The organism is Actinomadura livida, assembly GCF_014648675.1.
GTDB classification, from domain to species: domain Bacteria; phylum Actinomycetota; class Actinomycetes; order Streptosporangiales; family Streptosporangiaceae; genus Spirillospora; species Spirillospora livida.
On the sequence record NZ_BMRO01000010.1, the window covers coordinates 28783 to 51343 of the forward strand.

19 protein-coding genes and 1 pseudogene are annotated in these 22561 nt (G+C 72.6%); 10 read left to right on the forward strand and 10 right to left on the reverse strand.

The window, feature by feature from the left end:
* Window positions 1–158: 158 nt before the first annotated feature.
* Window positions 159–1265, reverse strand: a complete 1107-nt coding sequence (locus IEZ03_RS23590; protein WP_184880841.1) for a citrate synthase 2 — start codon at window positions 1263–1265, stop codon at window positions 159–161.
* A 126-nt stretch (window positions 1266–1391) separates the two neighbouring features.
* Here IEZ03_RS23590 and pdxH point away from each other — a divergent pair, with 126 nt between their 5' ends.
* Both pdxH and IEZ03_RS23600 read left to right on the forward strand, forming a co-directional pair.
* Window positions 1392–2135, forward strand: coding sequence for a pyridoxamine 5'-phosphate oxidase (gene pdxH, locus IEZ03_RS23595; protein WP_184880842.1), 744 nt, complete (start codon window positions 1392–1394; stop codon window positions 2133–2135).
* A gap of 131 nt (window positions 2136–2266) precedes the next feature.
* Window positions 2267–3502: an MFS transporter gene (locus IEZ03_RS23600; RefSeq protein ID WP_184880843.1), complete on the forward strand. Its 1236-nt coding sequence runs from the start codon at window positions 2267–2269 to the stop codon at window positions 3500–3502.
* Window positions 3503–3515: 13 nt separating this feature from the next.
* On the opposite strand, the gene IEZ03_RS23605 is transcribed toward IEZ03_RS23600, so the two are convergent.
* The gene (locus tag IEZ03_RS23605; RefSeq protein WP_184880844.1) at window positions 3516–4220 is read right to left on the reverse strand and encodes a UdgX family uracil-DNA binding protein; all 705 of its coding nucleotides are present in this window, start codon (window positions 4218–4220) and stop codon (window positions 3516–3518) included.
* A 99-nt stretch (window positions 4221–4319) separates the two neighbouring features.
* Between IEZ03_RS23605 and IEZ03_RS23610 the strand changes: the two genes are divergently transcribed.
* Both IEZ03_RS23610 and IEZ03_RS23615 read left to right on the forward strand, forming a co-directional pair.
* Entirely contained in the window at window positions 4320–5021 is a 702-nt protein-coding gene (locus IEZ03_RS23610) for an iron-dependent transcriptional repressor DtxR (protein ID WP_184880845.1), read from the forward strand.
* A gap of 213 nt (window positions 5022–5234) precedes the next feature.
* Window positions 5235–7577, forward strand: coding sequence for an ATP-binding SpoIIE family protein phosphatase (locus IEZ03_RS23615; RefSeq protein ID WP_184880846.1), 2343 nt, complete (start codon window positions 5235–5237; stop codon window positions 7575–7577).
* A 49-nt stretch (window positions 7578–7626) separates the two neighbouring features.
* Here the strand turns inward: IEZ03_RS23615 and IEZ03_RS23620 are convergent, their stop codons facing one another.
* On the reverse strand, window positions 7627–8463 hold the full coding sequence (locus tag IEZ03_RS23620) for a class I SAM-dependent methyltransferase (RefSeq protein WP_184880854.1): 837 nt from the start codon (window positions 8461–8463) through the stop codon (window positions 7627–7629).
* A gap of 229 nt (window positions 8464–8692) precedes the next feature.
* Entirely contained in the window at window positions 8693–8866 is a 174-nt protein-coding gene (locus tag IEZ03_RS23625) for a hypothetical protein (protein ID WP_165966135.1), read from the reverse strand.
* Window positions 8867–8960: 94 nt separating this feature from the next.
* Here IEZ03_RS23625 and IEZ03_RS23630 point away from each other — a divergent pair, with 94 nt between their 5' ends.
* The 4 genes and pseudogenes from IEZ03_RS23630 (at window position 8961) to IEZ03_RS23645 (ending at window position 13735) form a co-directional block, all read left to right on the forward strand.
* A complete protein-coding gene (locus IEZ03_RS23630; RefSeq protein WP_229808515.1) occupies window positions 8961–9362 on the forward strand; it encodes a hypothetical protein in 402 nt (133 codons plus the stop codon).
* A gap of 114 nt (window positions 9363–9476) precedes the next feature.
* Window positions 9477–11519: pseudogene (locus IEZ03_RS23635) on the forward strand (MFS transporter); the annotation flags it as partial.
* A gap of 124 nt (window positions 11520–11643) precedes the next feature.
* Window positions 11644–12789, forward strand: coding sequence for an acetyl-CoA C-acetyltransferase (locus tag IEZ03_RS23640; RefSeq protein WP_132048852.1), 1146 nt, complete (start codon window positions 11644–11646; stop codon window positions 12787–12789).
* A gap of 166 nt (window positions 12790–12955) precedes the next feature.
* Entirely contained in the window at window positions 12956–13735 is a 780-nt protein-coding gene (locus IEZ03_RS23645; RefSeq protein ID WP_221480570.1) for an enoyl-CoA hydratase/isomerase family protein, read from the forward strand.
* Window positions 13736–13754: 19 nt separating this feature from the next.
* On the opposite strand, the gene IEZ03_RS23650 is transcribed toward IEZ03_RS23645, so the two are convergent.
* Window positions 13755–14864 carry an RDD family protein gene (locus IEZ03_RS23650; protein ID WP_184880859.1) on the reverse strand — a complete coding sequence of 370 codons (1110 nt, stop codon included), beginning with the start codon at window positions 14862–14864 and terminating at the stop codon, window positions 13755–13757.
* A 90-nt stretch (window positions 14865–14954) separates the two neighbouring features.
* Here IEZ03_RS23650 and IEZ03_RS23655 point away from each other — a divergent pair, with 90 nt between their 5' ends.
* Window positions 14955–15950 carry a stage II sporulation protein M gene (locus IEZ03_RS23655; RefSeq protein ID WP_184880861.1) on the forward strand — a complete coding sequence of 332 codons (996 nt, stop codon included), beginning with the start codon at window positions 14955–14957 and terminating at the stop codon, window positions 15948–15950.
* A 22-nt stretch (window positions 15951–15972) separates the two neighbouring features.
* Here the strand turns inward: IEZ03_RS23655 and IEZ03_RS23660 are convergent, their stop codons facing one another.
* From IEZ03_RS23660 to IEZ03_RS23680, 5 genes are read right to left on the reverse strand one after another with little or no spacing between them, the layout of a single operon-like run.
* Window positions 15973–17265, reverse strand: a complete 1293-nt coding sequence (locus tag IEZ03_RS23660) for a DUF58 domain-containing protein (RefSeq protein WP_184880863.1) — start codon at window positions 17263–17265, stop codon at window positions 15973–15975.
* Window positions 17265–18257, reverse strand: a complete 993-nt coding sequence (locus IEZ03_RS23665; RefSeq protein ID WP_246487765.1) for an AAA family ATPase — start codon at window positions 18255–18257, stop codon at window positions 17265–17267. The genes IEZ03_RS23660 and IEZ03_RS23665 overlap by 1 nt, the downstream gene beginning before the upstream one ends.
* Before the next feature lie 50 nt (window positions 18258–18307).
* Window positions 18308–19573 (reverse strand): DUF4350 domain-containing protein, encoded by a 1266-nt coding sequence (locus tag IEZ03_RS23670; RefSeq protein ID WP_184880867.1) that lies wholly within the window; start codon window positions 19571–19573, stop codon window positions 18308–18310.
* Entirely contained in the window at window positions 19567–20274 is a 708-nt protein-coding gene (locus tag IEZ03_RS23675) for a DUF4129 domain-containing protein (RefSeq protein WP_229808516.1), read from the reverse strand. The genes IEZ03_RS23670 and IEZ03_RS23675 overlap by 7 nt, the downstream gene beginning before the upstream one ends.
* Window positions 20271–21353 carry a glycerophosphoryl diester phosphodiesterase membrane domain-containing protein gene (locus IEZ03_RS23680; RefSeq protein WP_184880869.1) on the reverse strand — a complete coding sequence of 361 codons (1083 nt, stop codon included), beginning with the start codon at window positions 21351–21353 and terminating at the stop codon, window positions 20271–20273. Before IEZ03_RS23680 ends, IEZ03_RS23675 begins: the two co-directional genes overlap by 4 nt.
* Before the next feature lie 481 nt (window positions 21354–21834).
* Here IEZ03_RS23680 and mtrA point away from each other — a divergent pair, with 481 nt between their 5' ends.
* Window positions 21835–22512 carry an MtrAB system response regulator MtrA gene (gene mtrA / locus IEZ03_RS23685; protein WP_131954228.1) on the forward strand — a complete coding sequence of 226 codons (678 nt, stop codon included), beginning with the start codon at window positions 21835–21837 and terminating at the stop codon, window positions 22510–22512.
* The last annotated feature ends 49 nt before the right edge of the window (window positions 22513–22561 follow it).

Consider the following 22561-nt stretch of genomic DNA (forward strand, 5'->3'; position numbering starts at 1 on the left):
TCGCCCTCGGCGGTCAGGCACTGCTTTCGGAAGCGGCCGCGACGGTTCATGTTGTCGCGGGGGCGGGGGCCCTGTCGGCCGGGTAGCCGGATGGCTCCGGCTACCCGGGACGACGTGGGAGTCAGTTGTGAGGGGGGCGGAGGGTGAGGGAGCCGGGGTCAGCCCGCGGGCTTGAGGGTCGCCGCTCCGGCCACGTCGTCGATGGAGCGGCTGCCCGGGCCGGTGTACTTGGCGCTCGGGCGGACCAGGCGCCCGGTGCGCTTCTGCTCCAGGATGTGCGCGGCCCATCCGGCGGTGCGGCCGCAGGTGAACATCGCGGGCATCATCGCGGTCGGGACCTCGGCGAAGTCGAGGATGACCGCGGCCCAGAACTCCACGTTCGTCTCGATCGGGCGGTCCGGGCGGCGCTCGCGGAGTTCGGCGAGGGCGGCGTCCTCCAGGGCCTTGGCGGCCTCGAAGCGGGGGGCGTCGAGCTCCTTGGCGGTGCGGCGCAGCACGCGGGCCCGCGGGTCCTCGGCGCGGTAGACGCGGTGGCCGAAGCCCATCAGCCGGTCGCCGGAGTCGAGGATGTCCGTGACGACCTTCCGTGCGTCGCCGAGCTGCTCGACCTTCTCGATCATCGGCAGGACGCGGGCGGGGGCTCCGCCGTGCAGCGGACCCGACATGGCGCCGATCGCGCCCGACACCGCGGCCGCGACGTCCGCCCCGGTGGAGGCGATCACCCGCGCGGTGAAGGTGGAGGCGTTCATGCCGTGCTCGGCGGCCGAGACCCAGTACGCGTCGATGGCCCGGACGTGCTTGGGGTCGGGCTCACCGCGCCAGCGGACCATGAACCGCTCGGTGATCGTCGCCGCGGCGTCGATCTTGTCCTGCGGCACCATCGGTACGCCGATGCCGCGCGCGGACTGGGCGACGAACGACAGCGCCGTCACCGACACCCGGGCGAGGTCGGCGCGGGCCTCCTCGTCGGAGATGTCGAGCAGCGGGCGCATGCCGTACGCGGGAGCGAGGGTGGGGAGGGCGCTCTGCACGTCCACCCGCACGTCGCCGGAGGTGACCGGGAGGACGTGCGGGTCCGCCGGGGCGAGACCCGGGTCGAACGAGTCGTCCACGAGGAGGCCCCAGGCGTCACCGAAGGAGACGCGGCCGACGAGTTCCTCGATGTCGACGCCCCGGTAGCGGAGGGCGCCGCCCTCCTTGTCCGGTTCGGCGATCTCGGTCTCGAAGGCCACGACCCCCTCGAGACCAGGTTTGAAGTCGGACATGTCGTCCTGCCTTTCGTCCCCAAGAGTGATAAGGCGGTGCCGTGCCATTGAACCCTGTCCGCCTTACTTGCCAGTACCCAGGGGTCAGGTGAGTTGCACAAGTCCCAGGTGAGAGGCTCTGACGCTGTGGATTTCCCAACGCCCGATCCCGCACGGCTCCGAAGATCCTATGAAGGGGGCGAATTGGCGGAGCCCTCGCTCCCCGCCGATCCGCTCGCGCTGTTCGCGGCGTGGTTCGCCGACGTCCACACCTTCGGGCTCCCCGAACCGAACGCGATGGTGCTCGCCACGGCGTCCGGCGACGGCGTGCCGAGCGCCCGGATGGTCCTGCTCAAGGGGTACGGGCCCCAGGGCTTCCGCTTCTTCACGAACCTGACGTCCGACAAGGGGCGCGACCTGGCGGAGAACCCGCGCGCGGCGCTGGTCTTCCCCTGGCACGCGATGCACCGGCAGGTCCGTGTCGCCGGCCCGGTGGCCGAGCTGACGCGGGACGAGGTCACCGCCTACTTCCGGACGCGCCCGTACGGGTCGCGGATCGGGGCGTGGGCCAGCGAGCACCAGTCCGGCGTCATCTCCGGGCGGGACGAGCTGGAGCGCCGCTACGCCGAGCTGGCCGGACGCTGGCCGGACGAGGAGGGGGCCGACGACGTCCCGCTGCCGGACTTCTGGGGCGGCTACCGGGTCGTCCCGGAGTCGATCGAGTTCTGGCAGGGGCGACGGGATCGGCTGCACGATCGGATCCGATACCAGAGAGCGGTTCCGGGGGGCGCGGAGGGTCGTCCCCCCTCGGGTGGTCCTGCGGTCTCGGGGGCGGAAGCGATAGCCCCAGGCGAAGCCGGTGATTGGGCGGTGGAGAGACTGTCTCCGTGACATCGGAACAGCAGTCAACCCCCACCGATGGTCCTGACGGTCCAGGGGCGGATTCCGAGACGGAGGCGGAGGAACCCCTGAAGCCCGGCGAGTCGCCCGTAAAGCCGCGGGGGCGGCGGCGCCTGCGCCGGATGGCGATCGACACCCGGCCGCTGGCCACGCCCGCGTTCCGCCGGCTGTGGCTGGGCCAGGGCGTCTCGTTCGTCGGCTTCCAGGTCACGGCGGTGGCCGTCCCGGTCCAGGTGTACGACATGACCAGGTCGTCGTTGTGGGTTGGCGTGCTCGGCTTCGTCAACCTCGTCCCGCTGATCGTGTTCGGGCTGTGGGGCGGGGCGGTCGCCGACCACATGGACCGGCGCAAGCTGCTGTTCATCTCGTCCTGCGTCATGTGGGTGGCGACGCTGCTGCTGCTCGCCCAGGCGCTGCTCGGCATCGGCAGCCTCACGCTGATCATGGCGGTGGTCGCGGTCCAGGCCGTCGGGTTCGCGGTGGCGTCGCCCACCCGCAGCGCGATCATCCCCCGGCTGGTCGACCGGCCCCTCGTCCCGGCGGCCAACACCCTCGCGTTCACCGCCAGCACGTTCGGGATGCTCGCCGGTCCGCTGTTCGCCGGGCTGATGCTGGCCCGCTGGAACTACGCGGCCGCGTACGCGCTGGACGCCGTGCTGTTCAGCCTCGCCCTCTACGCGGCGCTGCGGCTGCCCTCGATCCCCCCGCTCGGCGACATCACCGGCTCGCCGGGCCTGCGGTCGGTGATCGACGGGCTCCGCTACCTGGCCGCGCAGCCGGTGCTGCTGATGTCGTTCGTCGTGGACATCATCGCGATGGCGATCGCGATGCCGCGCGCGCTGTTCCCCGAGGTGGCCGACACCCGGTTCGGCGGCGAGGGCGCGGTCGGGTGGCTGTTCGCGTCCATCGCGATCGGCGCGTTCCTCGGCGGGCTGATGTCCGGCTGGATCGGGCGGGTGCACCGCCAGGGCGTCGCGCTCGTCGCGTCGATCGTGATCTGGGGGCTCGCGGTCGCCGCCGCCGGGCTGTCCGGGCGGCTGTGGCTGGTCGTGGTGCTGCTGGCGGTCGGCGGGGCGGCGGACCTGGTGTCGGCCGTCTTCCGCCAGTCGATGCTGCAGATGTACGCGCCGGACGAGATGCGCGGGCGGCTGCAGGGCGTGTTCACGGTCGTGGTCGCGGGCGGGCCGCGGCTCGGGGACGTCCGCGCCGGTGCGACCGCGAGCGTCGCCGGCGCGACGGCGTCCTGGGTCGGCGGCGGCATCGCCTGCGCGGTCCTGGTCGTCATCGCGGCCCTGGCAGTCCCTGCGCTGCTCCGCTACGACACCCGAACCGCGCAACCCGCCCCGCTGAAGCCGTGACCTCGGTGGTGGGCTAGGCGAGGGCCGAGGCGGCCACTTTCAGGTCGTCGACCAGGCCCTCGTACATCGCGTCGCGGTCCTCGGCGCGCAGGACGGCCGACGGGTGGATCGTCGCGACGATCCGGGCACCGGCCCCCTCGGGCGATGCGTCCGCGATCTCCCGCCCGGCCGCCGGGGTGCCGATGCGCTCCAGGTCGGGGAGGGGGAGGAGCCGCCCGCGCTGCTTGGTCACGCGGAACGACGAGCCGAACAGCGCCTTGCCCGCCGTCGCGCCGAGCACCACCACGACGTCCGGGTCGAGCAGCCGCAGCTCCGCCAGCAGCCAGGGGCGGCACGCGCGCATCTCGGCCGCGTTCGGCGGCTCGTGGATGCGGCGCTTGCCGCCCTCCTGCCGTTTGAACTTGAAGTGCTTGACGGCGTTGGTGACGTAGACGTCGCCGCGCTCGATCCCGGCCTCCTCCAGCGCCCGGTCGAGGACGCGTCCAGCGGGGCCGACGAACGGGAGGCCCTTGCGGTCCTCCTGGTCACCGGGCTGCTCGCCCACGAACACGACCCGTCCGCCGGGGGAGCCGTCGCCGAAGACGGTCTGCGTGGCGTCCTCGTACAGATGGCAGCCGCGGCAGCCCGCCGCGGCCTCGCGCAGCGCGTCCAGATCCGACCGCGCCTCGGGGGTCTCGGGCAGGAACGGTTCCGCGTCCGGGGAAGGTTTCGCGTTCATCTTGCGTTGCCTTCTACCCGGCTCGACGAGGATATTCGCGGGGCCCGGCGGCGTTGCCGCAGAGCAAGTAGACTCGGGCCCATAAGACTGGAGGGAGCTGTGACCTCACACGGCCTGATCGATACCACGGAGATGTACCTCCGGACGGTTTTCGAGCTTGAAGAGGAGGGGATCATCCCTCTTCGGGCTCGCATCGCCGAGCGGCTCTCCCAGAGCGGCCCGACGGTGAGCCAGACGGTCGCGCGGATGGAGCGCGACGGGCTGCTGCAGGTCCAGGGCGATCGGCACCTCGAGCTGACCGAGAGCGGCCGCGGCCTGGCCACGCGCGTCATGCGCAAGCACCGGCTCGCCGAGTGCCTGCTGGTCAACGTGATCGGCCTGCCCTGGGAGGACGTCCACATCGAGGCGTGCCGCTGGGAGCACGTCATGTCGGAGGACGTCGAACGCCGCCTCGTCGCGCTGCTGGACAACCCGACCACCTGCCCGCACGGCAACCCCATCCCCGGCCTCGCGGAGCTGGGCGCCCCCGGCGGTGCCGCCGACACCCCGCCGCTCTCGGTGATGACCGCGGTGGCCAGCCCGGCCGGCGCGGACGCCGTCATCCGGCGGATCAGCGAGCAGGTGCAGAGTGACAGCGACCTGATGCTTAAACTCAAGCAGATAGGGATACAACCGGGACGAGAGGTGACTCTTCGGGCTACCGATGACGGGGTGCGGGTGATCAGTGACGACGAGTCCGACGGTCCCGCGACGGAACTGCCGCGCGACATCGCCGAGCACGTCTTCGTCAGCAGGCGCTGAAGCGGCCGGCGTGCGGGTCGGCGGCGTGCCGGGCTCCGTTCCGGCGGTCTATACCGAAGATCTCCGTGACATGGGGCTTTCCGGGCGTATCCCGGTGGCCGGTTCGTCGTTCAATACGACGGAGGGACTACGGACTCCGTCCGCGGCGCGACGCCCGGTGATCATCGGGGTGGCGGTCCGGACGGGGTCGGCGACTGGTATCGGGATGGGGAGATGAGCCACTGGGGGGAAGCGCCTGACGAGGCGCGTCTGCCGCCCGAGACCGTCCTGAACCAGATGGAGATGGCGGTCATCGTCTGCGACCGCTTCAGCAACGTCATCTACGGCAACAACTTCGCCCGCCAGCTGTTCGGGTTCGGCGGCGACGAGATCATCGGCCACTCCGTGCTGTCGCTGGGCATCGCCGAGGAGGACCACGAGCAGGCCACCGAGCTGGCCAAGCACGTCCTCAAGGGCGGCGTGTGGGAGGGCACGTTCTGCAACCAGCGCGCGGACGGCACCACCGTCTACACCCGCGCGCACGCCGTGCCGCTGCGCCACCCGTCCGGCGCCGTCGACGGCGTCGTGATCTTCGCGCGGGAGGCGCTGCGCTCCAACCAGCGCGAGCAGGACCGCTACGGCCTGATGGAACGCATCGGCGAGCGGCTCGCCGGTTCCCTGGAGCTGGAGAGCACGCTGCGGAAGGTCGCCGACACGCTCGTCCCGCAGTTCGCCGACCACTGCTTCATCGACCTGTACAGCGGCGACCGGCTGTACCGGCGGGTGTCGCGGCACGCGGGCGGCTGGGAGCCGCCGCCCGGCACCTGGGCCGAGGTCGGCGAGCCCGTCTCCTACCCGCGCGGCCACGTCAGCGAGAAGGCGATGAGCCGCCGCGACGCCGTCCTCGTCGAGGACACGCTCCAGCACCGGTTCGCGGCGCCGGGCGAGTCGTCGCAGCGGCTCGGCTCCGAGATGGGCATCACGTCCGTCATCTCGGCGCCGCTGCTGGTCCGCGGCGAGCTGCTCGGCGTGATGAGCCTGGCGCTGTCGAACCTGTCCAAGCGGCCCGACCCGCACTACGACGGCTTCGACCGCGACCTGATCGGCGCGATCGCCAGCCGCGTCGCGCTCGCCGTCGACAACGCGCTGCTGTTCGAGGAGGAGCGCGACACCGCGCTGGCGTTCCAGAAGCACCTGCTGCCCGGTGACCGGCCGCCCCGGCTGGACGGCCTGCAGATCGCCTGGCGGTACGAGCCGGCCCGGCCGCTGGAGTCGCACGGGCACGGCATCCAGACGCAGGTCGGCGGCGACTGGTACGACGTGATCCCGCTGTCGGCGGGCCGCGTCGGCCTCGTCATCGGCGACGTCGAGGGCCGCGGCGCCCGTGCCGCCGCGGTGATGGGGCAGCTCCGCGCCGCGCTGCGCGCGTTCGCCCAGGACGACAAGCCGCCCGCCGACATACTGCGCAAGCTCGACGAGTGGGTCCGCACGATGACCCGCCCGGAGCGGATGCGCTCCGGCTGGAACAGCGACGACCTCGTCCGGCCGCCCCTGGTGTCCTGCACCTACTTCGTGTACGACGCGTGGTCGCGGCTGCTGGAGTTCGCCAACGCCGGCCACGACCCGCCGCTGCTGATCGTCGACGGGGAGGTCGGCGAGCTGGCGTTCGAGAGCGAGGGCGGCATGCTCGGCCTGCGCGCCCCCGGCATGGGCGGCGAGATCCTCTTCAACGAGGAGCGGAGCGAGCTGAAGCCCGGCTCCACCCTCGTCCTGTACACCGACGGCCTCATCGACCGGCGGCCGAAGGAGGACGGCGAGTACTACACCCGCGAGGAGTCGCGGGAGATGGTCCGCGCCGCCGTCGCCGAGGTCGCCCGCGGCGGCGTCGAGGCGATCGCCAAGGCCGCCTACGAGGCGGTGCCCGGCGACACCGACGACGACGTGGCGATCGTCGTGATCCGCACCGCCGCCGAGGAACTGGCCGTCGCGGAGCGCACCTTCACCGCCGAGCCGATCATGGTGTCGGAGGCACGCCGGACGGCCGCCGACGCGTTCGCGTCCTGGGGGATGGCGGAGGAGCAGGCCGACCTCGCGTGCCTGCTGGTGTCCGAGGTCGTCACGAACGTCGTCCTGCACGCGACCGCCACGCCCGCGCCGCGCCGCGAGCCCGCCGTCCCGGTGACGGCCGGGCCTCCCGGCCGCGGCGGCGAGCCGCTCGGCGCCCCGCCGCCCGTCCAGTTCAACACCGAGTTCACCACCGAGTACGAGGCGGGCTCCCTCGGCGGGGACGCGTTCGACGCCGGCGCGTTCGCCGAGGACGACTGGAACCTCGGCGCCGAACTCGGCCGCCGCGAGTCGCCGACCAAGGAGTTCCGGCTCCGCCTGCGGCGCGGCGCGGACGCCATCTGGGTCGAGGTGTTCGACTCCGACATGCGGCTGCCGCGCATTCGCAGCGCGGGCGAGACCGACGAGGGCGGGCGCGGCCTGTACCTGGTCGACCAGCTCGCCAGCCGGTGGGGCGCCCGCCCGACGGCGGACGGCAAGGCCGTCTGGTTCGAGCTGCCGCTGACGCCCTGACGGGGCGCGCCGCGTTCCCTGCCGGGCCAGTGCGCTGACGTGCGCTTGCTCAGGGGATGGGTTCGGCGGCGACGTGCGCCCACGACTGGGTGAACCAGAGCTCGCCGCCGATGATGCGGGGCTTGGCGCCGGTGCGCGGGCCGCCGTCCACCTCGTCGATCAGGGCCCGGCGGACGCGGTCGGCGGTCGCGTCGTCGCACGACCCGGCGAGCCAGGGCTCCACGGGGCGCTCCACGGTGAACACGTCCAGGCGGCGGATGCTGCCGCCCGCCGAGGTGATCATCTCGGTGAGCCGGGCGATGGAGGGGGTGCCCGGGTGGTCGGGGTCGCGCAGCCGCTCGATGCGGTCGCGGTCGGGACCGGTGAGGTTGCCGCGCACCAGGTCGGCGATGACGACCCGGCCGCCGGGGCGGCAGACCCGCAGCAGCTCGCGCAGCACGTGCTCGGGGTCGCCGAGGTTGTAGAGGGAGAACCTGGCCGTCACCAGGGAGAACGCGTTGTCCCGGTACGGCAGGGCGCTGGCGTCGGCCTTGACCAGGGTGCGGTCCGGTCCCAGCGGGTGCGGCCTGCGCTCCTCGCGCGTCGCGGCCGCGGGGGGCGTGTCCCCGTCGGCGATGCGGACCGGTCCCGTCCCGAACTCCACGGTGGACATCCGCCCGTTCGTGCCGGACGCGCCGTGCCCGCCGGGCGCGTGCGCGGGCATGGCGTCCACGGCGGTCAGGTGGCGCACCTGCGGGCCGAGCGCGGCGGGCATGGGGCCGCGGCCGCGCGCCACGTCCAGGCAGACGTCGTCGCGGTCGGGTTCGACGAACTCCAGGAGCCGCCTCAGATGCGGGGCGATCGCGCCGCCGGTCTCGCGGGTCGCGGGCGCCGGATGCGTGTTCACGGGGACTCCCTCGATCGGGCCGGCTTCGCCGGACGGGGTACCGCTCGCGTCCGCCGCGCGGGGCGGCGGCAGCCGGACGGGTCCGGGTACCGCGGGGCCGCCTCGGCGGGGGCGTCGAACGGGCGTGAAGCCGGTTTCGCCAGTTATGACTCTCCGTCGAGGCGGTAAGTTCGGAACCCGCCGGACACGATCGCGTCCCGTTTTCCGCCGCCGGGGCCGGGGCGGCCCGTCAGCCGTTGAGGTGCTGCCCGTACATCGCCAGCACGACCAGCACGAACACGGTGATCACCGCGATCCGGGTCGGCATGGGCAGCCGGAGGCGCACCGCGGCCCAGCGCACGCAGAACGCGGCGAGCAGGGACACGACGACGAGGCCGAGGATGCCTTCCATGGTCACCTTCATCAGTCGGGGGTGTGCCGCCTGAGGAAACGATAGACGTGTAAGGAGTGGGTTACCCGCCGGTTCGGTGCCGGACGGGCCCCGATAATCTCCTTTTGTGGCAGATGCGAAGCGAACAAACGGCCGGGACCGGCTCGACGACATGATGACCGGCTTGGCGCGCGGGCGGGTCGCCCTCGGCGTCGCGGCGCTCGTCGCGCCCAAGCTGACGGTGAAGGCCATGGGCATCGGCGGCGGCACCGACCCGGGCCGCGACTACATCGTCCGCGCGTTCGGCGCGCGGGAGATCGCGCTCGGCGCCGGCTACCTGCTCAGCAGGGACGAGTCGGGGCGCCGGCTGTGGGGGAGGCTCGGCCTCGCGGTCGACTCCCTCGACCTCGTGGCCGGCCTGAAGACCCGTCCGGGCCTGCCGCTGTGGGTCACGGCGGGGGCGGTCGGGGTCGCCGGCAGCGCCGCGGCCCTCGGCGCGGCGAAGGTCGCGAGCGACCTCACCGGCTGACGCGTACCCCCGCACGAGGCGGGCCCCGGCCTGATGCCGGGGCCCGGGTGATCCCGTTCACGTCGTGGGTAGACCTTCCCCGTCCACGAGCGGACGGCTTCATCGGGGGCGGGGGACCGCATGACGGCGGGCACGGCGGCCGGCGACGCGCAGGCCATGCCGAAGGGCAGGGACCTGTACGTCGTGCTCGGCGCGCTCATGCTCGCCATGCTGCTCGCCGCGCTGGACCAGACGATCGTGTCGACGGCGCTGCCGACGATCGTCAGCGAGCTCGGCGGGCTCAACCACCTGGCGTGGGTCGTGACGGCGTACCTGCTCGCCGCGACCGCCTCGACGCCGCTGTGGGGCAAGCTCGGCGACCAGTACGGGCGCAAGCGGCTCTTCCAGACGTCGATCGTCGTGTTCCTGGTCGGGTCCGCGCTGTGCGGTCTCTCCCGGGACATGGCGGAGCTGATCGTGTTCCGCGCCTTGCAGGGCCTCGGCGGGGGCGGGCTGATGGTGCTCGTCGTCGCGATCGTGGGGGACGTGGTGCCGCCGCGCGAGCGCGGCCGCTACCAGGGTCTGTTCGGTGCCGTCTTCGGCGTGTCCAGTGTGTGCGGCCCCCTGCTCGGCGGCTGGTTCGTCGACAACCTGTCGTGGCGCTGGGTGTTCTACATCAACCTGCCCATCGGCATCCTCGCGCTCCTCGTCACCGCGGCCGTGCTGCCCGCGACCGGCGAGCGCGAGCGGCACCGCATCGACTACCTGGGGGCGCTGCTGATCGTCGGCTGGGCCGTCGGCCTGGTCCTGGTGGCGACCTGGGGCGGGACGCAGTACGACTGGCTCTCCGCGCCGATCATCGGGCTCGCGGTGGGCTCCGTCGTCCTGATCGGGGTCTGGGTGCTGGTGGAGCGCCGCGCCGCCGAGCCGATCATGCCGCCGCGGCTGTTCGCCGACCGGGTGTTCTCGCTGGGGTCGGCCATCAGCTTCGCGGTCGGCTTCGCGATGTTCGGCGCGCTGACGTTCCTGCCGATCCTCCTGCAGGTCGTGCACGGCGTGTCGCCCACGGTGTCCGGCCTGTACCTGCTGCCGATGATGCTCGGCATGCTGGCCAGCTCGATCGGCTCCGGGCAGCTGATCACCCGGTTCGGCCGCTACAAGATCTTCCCGGTGGTCGGCACCCCGATCATCGCGCTGGCGCTCTACCTGTGCTCGCGGCTGGACGAGAACGCCTCCACCCTGTCGATGAGCCTGCGGTTCGCGCTGCTCGGCTTCGGACTCGGCATGGTCATGCAGGTGCTGGTCATCGCCGTCCAGAACGCCGTGTCCTACCGGGACCTCGGCGCGGCCACGTCCGGAGTCACGTTCTTCCGGCAGATCGGCGGGTCCTTCGGGGTCGCGGTGTTCGGCTCCATCTTCAGTAACCGGCTCGCCGCCCACATCGAGGAACTGGCGCGGGTCCTGCCTCCCGGGTTCGATCCCGCAGCCGTCCAGAGCAACCCTCAGCTGCTCGACCGGTTCCCCGCCGAGGTGCAGCGCGGGGTCCTGCACGCTTACTCGCTTTCGATCGACGCGGTGTTCTTCTGGGCCGTCCCAGTGGCGGGCGTGGCGTTCGTCCTGACGTGGTTCCTGCGTGAAGTTCCGCTCCGGGCGACGTTGCAGGCGCACGACTACGGCGAGGGCTTCGGCGCGGCGCCGACCGTCCGTTCGTCCCGCCACGAGATGGAGCGCGCACTGAGCGAACTCATGCGCAAGGACGTGGAGGCCCGCCGCCTCTACGAGCGGCTCGGCGCGCACGCGGGAGTCGCGCTTCCGGCGGGCAGCGTCTGGGCGCTGTGCCGCATCGCCAAGGACGGGACGGTCCCGGGCCCGGATCTCGCGGAACGCGCCGGTGTCCCGATCGAACACGGCCGTCCGTACGTCGACCGGCTCGTCGACGCCGGTTACGTGCTGCGCCGGGAGGGAACGCTCGCCATCACCGGTTCCGGCCAGGCCGTCGCCGAACGGCTCTTCGCCGCGCGCAGGGAGGGCCTGTGCCGGCTCGTGGACGGATGGGAACCGGAGCAGCATCCGGAGCTTGCGGACGTGCTGACCAGGCTGGCGGAGGCGTCTGTCGGGGACGAGGCGGACGGCGTGATCCTCCGCCCTGAATCCGAGCCCGGGAATCCGCGCGCGTAGGCTCACCCGCGGGCGCAGGGCCGAGACTCAGCTCACATGGCGTTGCGCCGCGGGCGTTGTAATCTCATACTGACTAACCGAATCTCACTCGGTTTCGGGACGGAACCCACATTTTGGAGGCGTAGTGGCCGAGGCGTACATCGTCGGCGCGGTCCGTACCCCTGTCGGTACCAAGAAGGGCGCTCTGAAGGACGTCCACCCGGCCGACCTCGGGGCCCACGTGCTCAAGGAGCTCGTCAACCGCACCGGGGTCGACCCCTCCGCGGTCGAAGACAACATCATGGGCTGCGTCATGCAGGTCGGCCCGCAGTCCCTCGACATCGCCCGCACCGCGTGGCTGTCGGCGGGCCTGCCGGAGAACGTGCCCGGCGTGACCATCGACCGGCAGTGCGGGTCGTCCCAGCAGGCGATCCACTTCGCCGCCCAGGGCGTCCTGTCCGGCACCCAGGACCTCGTCGTCGCGTCCGGCGTCGAGCAGATGGCCGTCGTGCCGATGGGCTCCTCGGTCGCGATGGCCCTGGAGAAGGGCATGCCCTTCCCCTACGGCGACGGCTGGGCCGAGCGGTACGGCCAGCAGGAGATCTCCCAGTTCCGCGGCGCGCAGCTGATGTGCGAGAAGTGGGGCTTCAAGCGCCAGGACCTGGAGGAGTTCGCCCTCGAGAGCCACCAGCGCGCCAGCAAGGCGATCGAGGCGGGCATCTTCGACCGGGAGATCGCCCCCCTCGCCGGCCTGTCCAAGGACGAGGGCGCCCGCCCCGACACCACGCTGGAGAAGATGGCCGGCCTGCAGCCCCTCCGCGAGGGCTGGGACATCACCGCCGCCGTCGCCTCGCAGATCTCCGTCGGCGCGTCCGCGCTGCTCATCGCGTCCGAGGAGGCCGTGAAGCGGCACAACCTGACGCCCCGCGCCCGCATCCACACCCTCTCGGTCTGCGGCTCGGACCCGGTCTACATGCTGACCGGCCCGATCCCGGCGACCGAGCGGGCACTGGAGCGCAGCGGCCTGAAGATCGACGACATCGACGTCTTCGAGGTCAACGAGGCGTTCGCCCCGGTGCCGATGGCGTGGGCCAAGGACACCGGCGCGTCGCTGGAGAAGACGAACCCCAACGGCGGCGCGATCGCCCTCGGCCACCCGCTGGGCGCCACCGGCGGCGTGCTGATGACCAAGCTGCTGCACGAGCTTGAGCGCACCGGCGGCCGCTACGGCCTCCAGACCATGTGCGAGGGCGGCGGCCAGGCCAACGCCACCATTATTGAAAGGCTTTAGCGACCTCGGGTCCTCGCCTGGCGGCTCGGACCCGAATCGCCAAAGCGGCGAGCGCTGCACCGCTTCGCGCTCTGCCCCTTGGAGCATCGCCTCCGGCTCGCTCCAAGGGGCAGTTAACGCGCTCGGGTGGTTGATGCGGTCGGGTGGCTAAGGAAGGGGCTGGGGCGTGTACGTAACGATCTTGTTCGAGGTCGCGGACCGCGTCGCCCGGATCACCTTGAACCGGCCTGAAGCGCGCAACGCCCTCAGTGACCCGATGGTCGACGAGCTGCTGGACGCGTTCGAGCGCGCCAAGGCCGACCCGGACGTGCGGGTCATCGTGCTGACGGGTGCGGGCGACCGGGCGTTCTGCGCGGGCGCCGACCTCGGCGGGCTCGGTGAGCACGGCCTGGCCGCCCCGGAGGCGATCCGCGCGAGCCCGCCGTTCCGCCTCTTCACGGCGTTCCCGAAGCTCGGCAAGCCCGTCATCGCCAGGCTCGCCGGGCACGCGGTCGCGGGCGGCCTGGGGCTGGCCGCGGCGTGCGACCTGGTGATCGCCGCGGACGACGTCAAGCTCGCGACCCCTGAGGTCAACGTCGGGCTCTGGCCCATGATGATCATGGCGATCATCAACCGGAACGTCGCGCCGAAGCACGCCTTCAAGCTGTACTACACCGGCTCCCGCATCACCGCCGCCGAAGGGCGCGACATCGGCCTGGTCAGCGAGGTCGTGCCCCGCGCGGAACTCGACGCACGGGTGGACGAGCTGGCGGGGGTCATCGCGTCCAAGAGCCCGCTCGGCCTGCGGCGCGGCCGCGACGCCTTCTTCGCCATCGAGGGACGCCCCCTGGAGGACCAGGTGGCGCACCTGCTGGGCGAGCTGGTCGAGCTGGCCGCCACCGAGGACGCCAAGGAGGGCATCACCGCCTTCCTGGAGAACCGTCCGCCGGACTTCAAGGGCCGCTGACGCGCCCGCCGGTCGCGGTTCAGCGGCCGGGCGGGTGCATCGGGCCGTACGGCCCGCCCCCAGTCGGCGCGTAAGGGCCGTTCGGGGGCCGGCCGCCTGCCGGGTAGGGCCCGGTGGGGTACGGGCCGCTGGAGGGCGGCAGAGGGCCGTGCAGGGCTTCCTGGTACGGCCCGGCGCCGTAGTCGGACGGCGGCAGGAACCGCGGCTGCCCCGGACCGGGAGTGCTGAACGGCGGCGGGGCCGGCGGGCCCTGCCGCACCGGACCGGGCGGCACTGGACCGGGCGGCACCGGACCGGATGGCGCGGCCCCCGCCATCGCCATCGCCGGGGCGGGCGCGGGAACCCACGCGGTCAGGCCGAGGCGCTGCATCCGGCGGGCGCGGCGCTGCGCCAGCCGCCACTCCTCGCGGTGCCGCCGCTCCGCGAGGACGGCCGACAGCACGATCTCGGGGCGCGCACCCGGCGGCGGGGGCGGGCTCACCACCTCGGCGACCTGCGCGGCGATCCGCTCTCCCAGCGAGTCGCGGACCTCGGGCAGCAGCTCCCAGAAGCGCGACAGGTACTGCCGGGCCGTCATCGCCAGCTCGTCCGGCAGCATCGACAGCTCCAGCGAGCGGGCCCACCCGGCGAGCTGCGGCGGCATCATCGCCACGGGCCCCGAATGCACCGCCTGGCCGCGCTCCTGGATCACGATCGTCCCGGCGAACAGGTCGCCGAGCCGCTTCCCGCGCCGGTTGCAGAACGAGGTGATCAGCGCGGGGGAGCCGTAGAACGTCCAGAACTCGATGAAGCCGGCCAGCGCCCGCACCAGGGCCTGCCGGAACCGGATCGGCCCCCCGTCGTCGGAGACGACGCGGAGCCCGACGGCCATCTTGCCCAGCGTGCGGCCCCGCGTCAGCGTCTCGAACGCGCACGGGTACCCGACCAGGACGGCGACGACGGCGAGCAGCGTCAGCCCGATCGCCCACGCCTCGTCGGCGACGAGCGCCGTCATCGCCGTGAAGTAGACGACGATGTTGAGGATCACGAGCTGGAAGATCACGTCGAGCAGGATGGCGCAGCCCCGGCTGGCCAGGCGCGCGACCCGGATGTCGAGCGCGACGGCCTCGCCGGTGACGAGTTCGGCCATGTCCTGCTCCTCCGGTTGCCGACCGCCCGGGCGATTGCCGAGGCAGGTCCATTTTGCCGGTTCGACAGATGAAGACGTTAGTCTCCCCGGGTGGACGTTGACGCCTACGTGGCCGCGCACAACGCCGAGTGGCAGCGCCTTGAATGGCTCATCAACCGCGGCCGCAGGCTGACCGGCGCGGAAGCCGACGAGCTGGTCGAGCTCTACCAGCGGGCGGCGACGCACCTGTCGGTCGTCAGGTCGAGTTCGCCCGACCCCCAGCTCGTGGGCCGGCTGTCGTCCCTCGTGGCGCGCGGCAGGGCCGCGGTGGCCGGAGCGCAGGCGCCGCTCTGGCGGGACGTCACCCGGTTCGCGAAGGTGTCGTTCCCGGTGGTCGCCTACCGGGCGCGGTGGTGGTGGCTCGGCTGCGCCGTCCTCGGCAACCTGGTGTCGCTCGCCCTGGCGATCTGGATCGTGCACAGCCCCGAGGTGCAGGCGAGCCTGGGGACGCCGGACGAGATCCGCGAACTGGTGGAGCACGACTTCGCCAACTACTACACCGAGCACTCCGCGTCCTCGTTCGCGTTCCAGGTGTGGGTCAACAACGCCTGGGTGTCGGCGGTCGCGCTGATATTCGGCATCCTGCTCGGCATCCCCACCGTGTACGTGCTGCTGCTGAACCAGATCAACCTCGGCCTGATCGGCGGCCTGATGTTCGCCTACGGCAAGGGCGACGTCTTCTTCGGGCTGATCCTCCCGCACGGCCTGCTCGAACTCACCGCCGTCTACCTGGCGTGCGCCGGGGGACTGAAACTCGGCTGGACCATCATCGATCCGGGGCCGCGCCGCCGCGGGCAGGCCCTCGCCGAGGAGGGGCGCGCCGCCGTGAGCATCGCCATCGGCCTCGTCGCGGTGCTGCTGGTGTCCGGCCTCATCGAGGGGTTCGTCACCGGCTGGGTGCACGTCACATGGCTGCGCATCGCGATCGGCGTGGTCGCCGAGGTGGCGTTCCTCGCCTACGTGATCGTCTTCGGCCGTCGCGCCGTCCGCGAGGGCGAGACCGGCGACGCCGACCTGCGCCCCGACATGGCCCCGGTAGCGGGATAGGCGCCCTCGCAGCCGCCGGGCCTTACAGGCGCCCTGCGGCCTTGAGGGCGAGGTAGGCGTCGGCCAGGGCCGGGGCTATCTCGTCGGGCGGCGCGTCGACCACCTCGACGCCGTGGCCGCGCAGTTCCGCGGTGAGGCGGCGGCGGTCGGCGCGGGCGCGTTCGGCGGCGGCCGCGTCGTACACGGACGCGAGGTCGCCGCGTCCCGCCGCCATCTCCCCGACCCGCGGATCCGACACCGCGGCGATCATGACCAGGTGCCGGGCGGTGAGCTGCGGCAGCAGCGGCAGCAGGCCCTCCTCCATCGCGGCGGTGTTCAGCTCGGTGAGCAGGACGACCAGGCACCGCTGCCTGACCCGCGCCATCAGCGTCGACACCATCCCGGCCGCGTCGCACTCGATGAGCTCCGGCTCCAGCGGCGCGAAGGCGTGCACCATCGCGGGCAGCAGGTCCGTGCGGGAGGCGCCCTCGACGCGGGCGCGGACCCGCCGGTCGTAGGCCAGCATGTCGACGCGGTCGCCGGCGCGGGACGCGAGGGCGCCCAGCAGCATCGCGGCGTCCATGGAGCAGTCGAGGCGGGGGATGTCCCCCACGCGGCCCGCGGACGTGCGGCCGGTGTCGAGGACCAGGTAGATGCGCCGGTCGCGTTCGGGACGCCACGTCCGGACGACCACGTCGTTGCGTCGCGCGGTGGCGCGCCAGTCGATGGAGCGGACGTCGTCGCCGTCCACGTACTCGCGCAGGGAGTCGAACTCGGTTCCCTGCCCTCGGATCAGCGCCACGTGGGCGCCGGTCAGTTCGCGCAACCGCGCGAGCTTGGCGGGAAGGTGGCGGCGCGACGGAAACGCCGGCAGGACGCGTACCGTCCAGGGCGCGGGCCGCGAAAGCTGCCGCGCGGCCAGCCCGAGCGGTCCGACAGAGCGGACCACGACGGTGACGGCCTTCCGGTCGCCCCGGCGTGTCGGCGTCAACGTCATATCGACGCGGCGCCGCTCCCCGGCCGGAACGTTCACTTTGACCATGCGGGGCGTGGCGCCGGCGCTGGGCGGCCACACGTCCCGCAGGCGCGCCTTGAGACGCCGCCGGCCGAGGTTCTCCACGATGAGCGAGACCGTGGCCGTCTCACCGAGACGGACGTTCTTGTCGCCCGCGCGGTGGAAGCGCAGTGCGCGCACGTTCCCGGCCAGGGCGACGTCCAGGACGACGCCCAGGAACAGCGCGCCCCACACCGCGAACAGCGTCCACCAGCTCGGCACGAACAGCGGGACGAGCGCGCCGAGGAGCGCCAGCAGGCCCAGACGCCCGGTCAGCGCCATCAGCGCGGGGCGGGGACGTGGGCGAGGATGCCCTCCAGCACGCCGTCGGCCGTCGCGCCCTCCAGTTCCGCCTCGGGACGGAGCTGGACGCGGTGCCGCAGCGTGGGCCTGGCCAGCGCCTTCACGTCGTCCGGCGTCACGTAGTCGCGGCCCGACAGCCACGCCCACGCGCGGGACGTCGCGAGCAGCGCCGTGGCACCCCGCGGGGACACGCCCAGCTGGAGCGACGGGGACTGCCGGGTGGCGCGGCACAGGTCGACGACGTAGGCGGCGACCTTGGGGTCCAGGTGGATGGCCCTGACCGCGGCCCGGCCGGCGGCCAGTTCGCTCGCGCCTGCGACGGGCCGCACCTCCGACAGGTCGCGCGGGTCGAAACCGGCCGCGTGCCGCTGGAGCATGGAGATCTCTTCGTCCCGGGTGGGAACGGGCACGGTCAGCTTGACCAGGAACCTGTCGAGCTGGGCCTCGGGCAGGGGGTAGGTGCCCTCGTACTCGATCGGGTTCTGCGTCGCGCACACCATGAACGGGTCGGGCAGAGGACGCGCGGTGCCCTCCACGGAGACCTGCCGCTCCTCCATGGCCTCCAGGAGGGAGGCCTGCGTCTTCGGAGGCGTGCGGTTGATCTCGTCGGCGAGCAGGAGGTTGGTGAAGACCGGCCCCTCGCGGAACTCGAACTCCGCGGTCCTGTTGTCGTACACCAGCGAACCGGTCACGTCGCCCGGCATCAGGTCAGGGGTGAACTGGACGCGCTTGAAGTCCAGGTCGAGTGCGCGTGACAGCGTCTTGATGAGCAGCGTCTTCGCCGTACCTGGGACGCCCTCCAGCAGGACGTGGCCGCGGCAGAGCAGCGCGATGACCAGACCGGTCACCACGGAGTCCTGGCCGACGACCGTCTTGGCGACCTCACCGCGCAGCGCCGTGAGCGCCGCGCGGGCCGTCTCGCCCTGGCGGCGCGTCTCCTCGGAGATCCCGCTCGGCGGAGTATCGCTCAAGGCGCCCGCGCCGCCGGGCACGTCGTCCTTCCCGAGCTCTACTGGGTGGTTCAAGACTGGCGTACCTGCCTTTCCAGGTCGTCTAGGACGTCGCTGAGGGCGATGAGGCCCGCGTCGTCCAAGGGTTCAGGACCGTACAGGGCCGCGCCGACGTACGTCTCGTCGTAAGGAGTGCGGTGGGCGACCGCGGTGACGATCTCCTGCGCGGCGGACGGATCCTGCGCGCTGCTGCGGGGGAGCCCGAGCAGCGGGACGAGACGTTCGCGCGCGCCCGAACGCAGCGCGTCGGAGGCCCGGTCGCGGGCGTGCCCGGCGCGGTAGAGGCGGGAGCGCCCCTCGACCGTCTCGGCCGAGCGGACGACGACCGGCAGCGCCTCCGCCACGACCGGGCCCAGGCGGCGGCCTCGCCACAGCGCCACCAGCAGCACCGCGACCAGCAGCTGGAGGATGAACAGCTTGACCCCGAACGGCAGCAGGTCGCCGAGCGACTGCTGCCCGGCCGCCGTGCCCTCGGTCGGGATGTCCGGAACCAGCCAGACCACCGACGTGGCCGACCCCGGCGCGTCCGATCCCGGGGTGTCCGCGCCGGTGGTGTTCGTGCCCAGCAGGTTCATGGCGAGGGCCGCGTTGCCCTCTTCGGTCAGCCGCCGGTTCGTCAGCGGGGAGGCGGAGCCCAGCACGGTGACGGTCTTGGCTCCGTGCCGCACCTGGACGACCCTCGGGCCGCCGAACTCGGTCTTGTAGCACGTCGTGACGGCACCCGTGACGGAGGCCGTCACCTCGTAGGTCTCCGACTCGTGGAGGGAGACCGCTCCCGCGAGCGCGGCGGCCTGCATGGTGCAGCCGGGCTCGTCGGCGTCCTCGAAGGTCGGGCCGTCCTTGCGCACCCACGGGGCCAGGTCGGCCAGGGCGAACGACGTGGGCCGCACGAGCACCAGATCGACCTGCGCGCTCGCCAGCCGGGTCAGGTCCTCCCGGGTGAGGCGCTCGGTGCGGGTGACGAGCATGACCGACCCCGGGGCGGACTGGCGGACGGCGTCGTCCGCGTCCCGGGCCACGTGCACCGGCGTGCCGTTCTGGCGGAGGATCTCCGCGAGCGCCCGGCTCCCGTCCTGCTTCGGCGACGTCGGGTCGAGCGCCTCCGCCGAGGTCGCCGGCCGCAGCGCCGCCAGGATCACCGCGATCACGACCATCGCGAGGAGCACCGCGACCACGCCGCGGGCCGACCGCCAGCGGCGCCCCGCGACCTGCCGCGCCGACGGCGGCTCGGCGCCCGGCCCGGCCTGCGCGCTCTGCGGCGGCGTCTGCGTCACCATCGCGGGCCCCCGTCCTCGCCGGCCGCCGCGAGCGTGAGGTCGTCGTCCTCCAGCGGCTTCGGCCGCGCGGCCCGCAGCCGCTCGTCCACGTCCTTCACCCGCGCGTACCCCTCGGCGGTGCCGGGACGGTCGCCGTACCAGACGTCGTCGAAGATCAGCACCGCGGCGCGCAGGTCGCCGGCCAGTTCCGGCAGCGCCTCGCCCGCCTCGGCCGCCAGCTCGTCGGCGGTGCGCCCGGGACGCGCCGCCAGCACGGCCCGCTCCTCCAGGTCGCGGGCCATCGCGCGGAGCCGCTCCCGGATCGCCTCGGCCCACTGCCCGGCCGCCGCGTGCCGTTCCGCCGCGTCCCTGTGGTCGAGCGCGGTGGACGGCTCGTCGTCCAGCAGGGCGTCCCGCCGGGAGCGGGGGTTGCGGCGGCCCCGCATCAGCCAGAACACCAGCGCGATGGCGAGGGCCACGACGAGGACGATCACGATGATCGACACCCAGCCGCCGCCGCTGCCCTGCGTCTCGGGGCCGGGTGACCGGCTGAGCAGATCCTGCAGCCACTCGGAGAAGGACTGCCAGACGCGCTCCAGCCAGGAGGGCCTGTCGCGCTGGTAGATCTGCTTGTCCAGCTCGCGACGGGCCATCTCGCGGGCCTCTTCGCGGCCGACCGGGTCGAGCGGCAGGAAAGCGGACGCCGTTGATGCGGTGGTCACGGATGCGCCCCCGTTTCCGGACGCGCCGGCTCGGGGCCCGTCCGCCACAGTTCGATGAACCCTTCCTCCGGGTCGGCCTCGTCCTCGGCGGCCGCGGAGTGGGCCCGGGGTGTCGCCGACCTGGCGGCCGCGTACCCCTTGCTGCGCAGTTCCAGGTCGAAGCCCTCGCGGCGCATCCGCCGGTCCATGTAGAGCAACGCGATCACGCCGGCGTCGAAGGGCAGCACCACCGACCAGCTCACGATCCGCCCGAGGGTGTCCACGGCGAGCGCGGCCACCGTCGAGTCGGCGCCAGAGGAGTCACCGAAGAAGACCAGCTGCACGAACAGGAACGGGATCCGCAGTGCGAAGAAGCCCATGAACACGGTGATGAGCAAGGCCAGCAGAAGTGTGCCGCACGTCCGCCACCATCGGCCCTTGGACAACGTCACCGCGCGGCGAAGCGCGCCACCGACGGTCTGCCTCTCCAGAACGACCGCTGGGACGGCAAGGACGAACAGGAGGTAGAGCCAGACCATGAGGCCGATGCCGACGGGGAAGCCCACCACGGCCGCCGCCGCGCTGAGCCCGGGGTTCGCGTCAACGGAGAGGAGCAGGAGGAACGGCACGATCGGCAGGATCAGTGCGCCCAGGGAGATCCCCATGACGGCCGCCGCTGTGACGACCAGCCTGCCGAGTCTCGGACGGGCGTCCCGCCACGCCTGCCTGGGCGCGATGTACATGCCCACTAGCTCGCGACCCAGGATCGGCGCCAGCAGCCCCGACAGCAGGAGGATCCCGTAGGCCGACAGGATGAGCCCCAGAACCGTGAGGGTGAGCTGCGCTCCCAGCGACTCGAGCAGGACTTCCGGAGTGAGCTCGTCCCGGGCCTCGTCGCCGATGAAGAAGTACGCGGCGATCGAGCTCGTGACCTGGATGACCGTGCTGATCACTACCGCGAGCCCGAGTGACGTTCGCGGGCGCCGCCGGATCCCGGCGATCGCCCCGTCCAGCATCTCCGAGATGGACAGCGGGCGGAACGGGACGGCCTGCGCGTCCAGCGCGTCGGCGTCGTCGTCCCGGCCGTCCGGTCCCGGCATCTCGGCTCCTGCGGTCTCTGGCGAGTCCTGCGATGTCCCGCGGGGCCGCGCCCCGGCGGAGGTCTGCCCGGCGCGTCCGCCCCGCGACCCCCGTTCCGGGCCCCGCCGCGACCGCCGGTCACGTCATCCTGTCACGGGCGGGGTGCCGCGTTTGCCGTCCCCGGCCCGATGCGTGTCGGTCTGCGGTATTACCTGGAGGGCCGGGCGCCGTATCTCGCCTGTACCTCGGCCCCTTGCGCGCGTTTCGGCGGTCGCCCCTACAATCCCCTGCCGCCCCCTCGAAACCCGGGAGAGCCATGGACGACACAAACGCGGGTAACCTGGCACGCCAAGGCATAACTCTCCCTGGCGAGGTGGGGCGGGAGCACCGCGCCTGCGAGTACCTTCCATCCGGTGTCCGGCGAGGTCCGGCACCCGCCGTACCCGGCGACGATGCGGAGCACTCACTCCACCGAACCCCGACTTTGTGACGATGAGGGCCATGAGAGGACGTGTACTGGTCGTCGACGACGACCTCGCGCTCGCCGAGATGCTCGGCATCGTGCTGAGGGGCGAGGGCTTCGAACCCTCGTTCGTCCACGACGGCGACAAGGCGCTCGAGGCGTTCCGGGAGACCCGGCCGGACCTCGTGCTGCTCGACCTGATGCTTCCGGGCGCGGACGGCATCGACGTCTGCCGCCAGATCCGCGCCGAGTCCGGCGTGCCGATCGTCATGCTGACCGCCAAGAGCGACACCGTGGACGTCGTCCTCGGCCTGGAGTCGGGCGCCGACGACTACATCGTCAAGCCCTTCAAGCCCAAGGAACTGGTGGCGCGCGTGCGCGCCCGCCTGCGCCGCACCGACGAGCCCGCGCCCGAGACCCTGCAGATCGGCGACATCACCATCGACGTGGCCGGCCACTCGGTCAAGCGCGGCGACCGGCACATCCCGCTGACGCCGCTGGAGTTCGACCTCCTCGTGGCGCTGGCCCGCAAGCCCCGGCAGGTGTTCACCCGCGAGGTCCTGCTGGAGCAGGTGTGGGGCTACCGGCACGCCGCCGACACCCGCCTGGTGAACGTCCACGTGCAGCGGCTCCGCGCCAAGATCGAACGTGACCCGGAGCGGCCCGAGATAGTCGTCACCGTCCGCGGCGTCGGCTACAAGGCCGGTCCCGCCTGATCGGCCGGATGCCGGATGACCTCCTCCTTCCCTTGACATCGCGTACGAT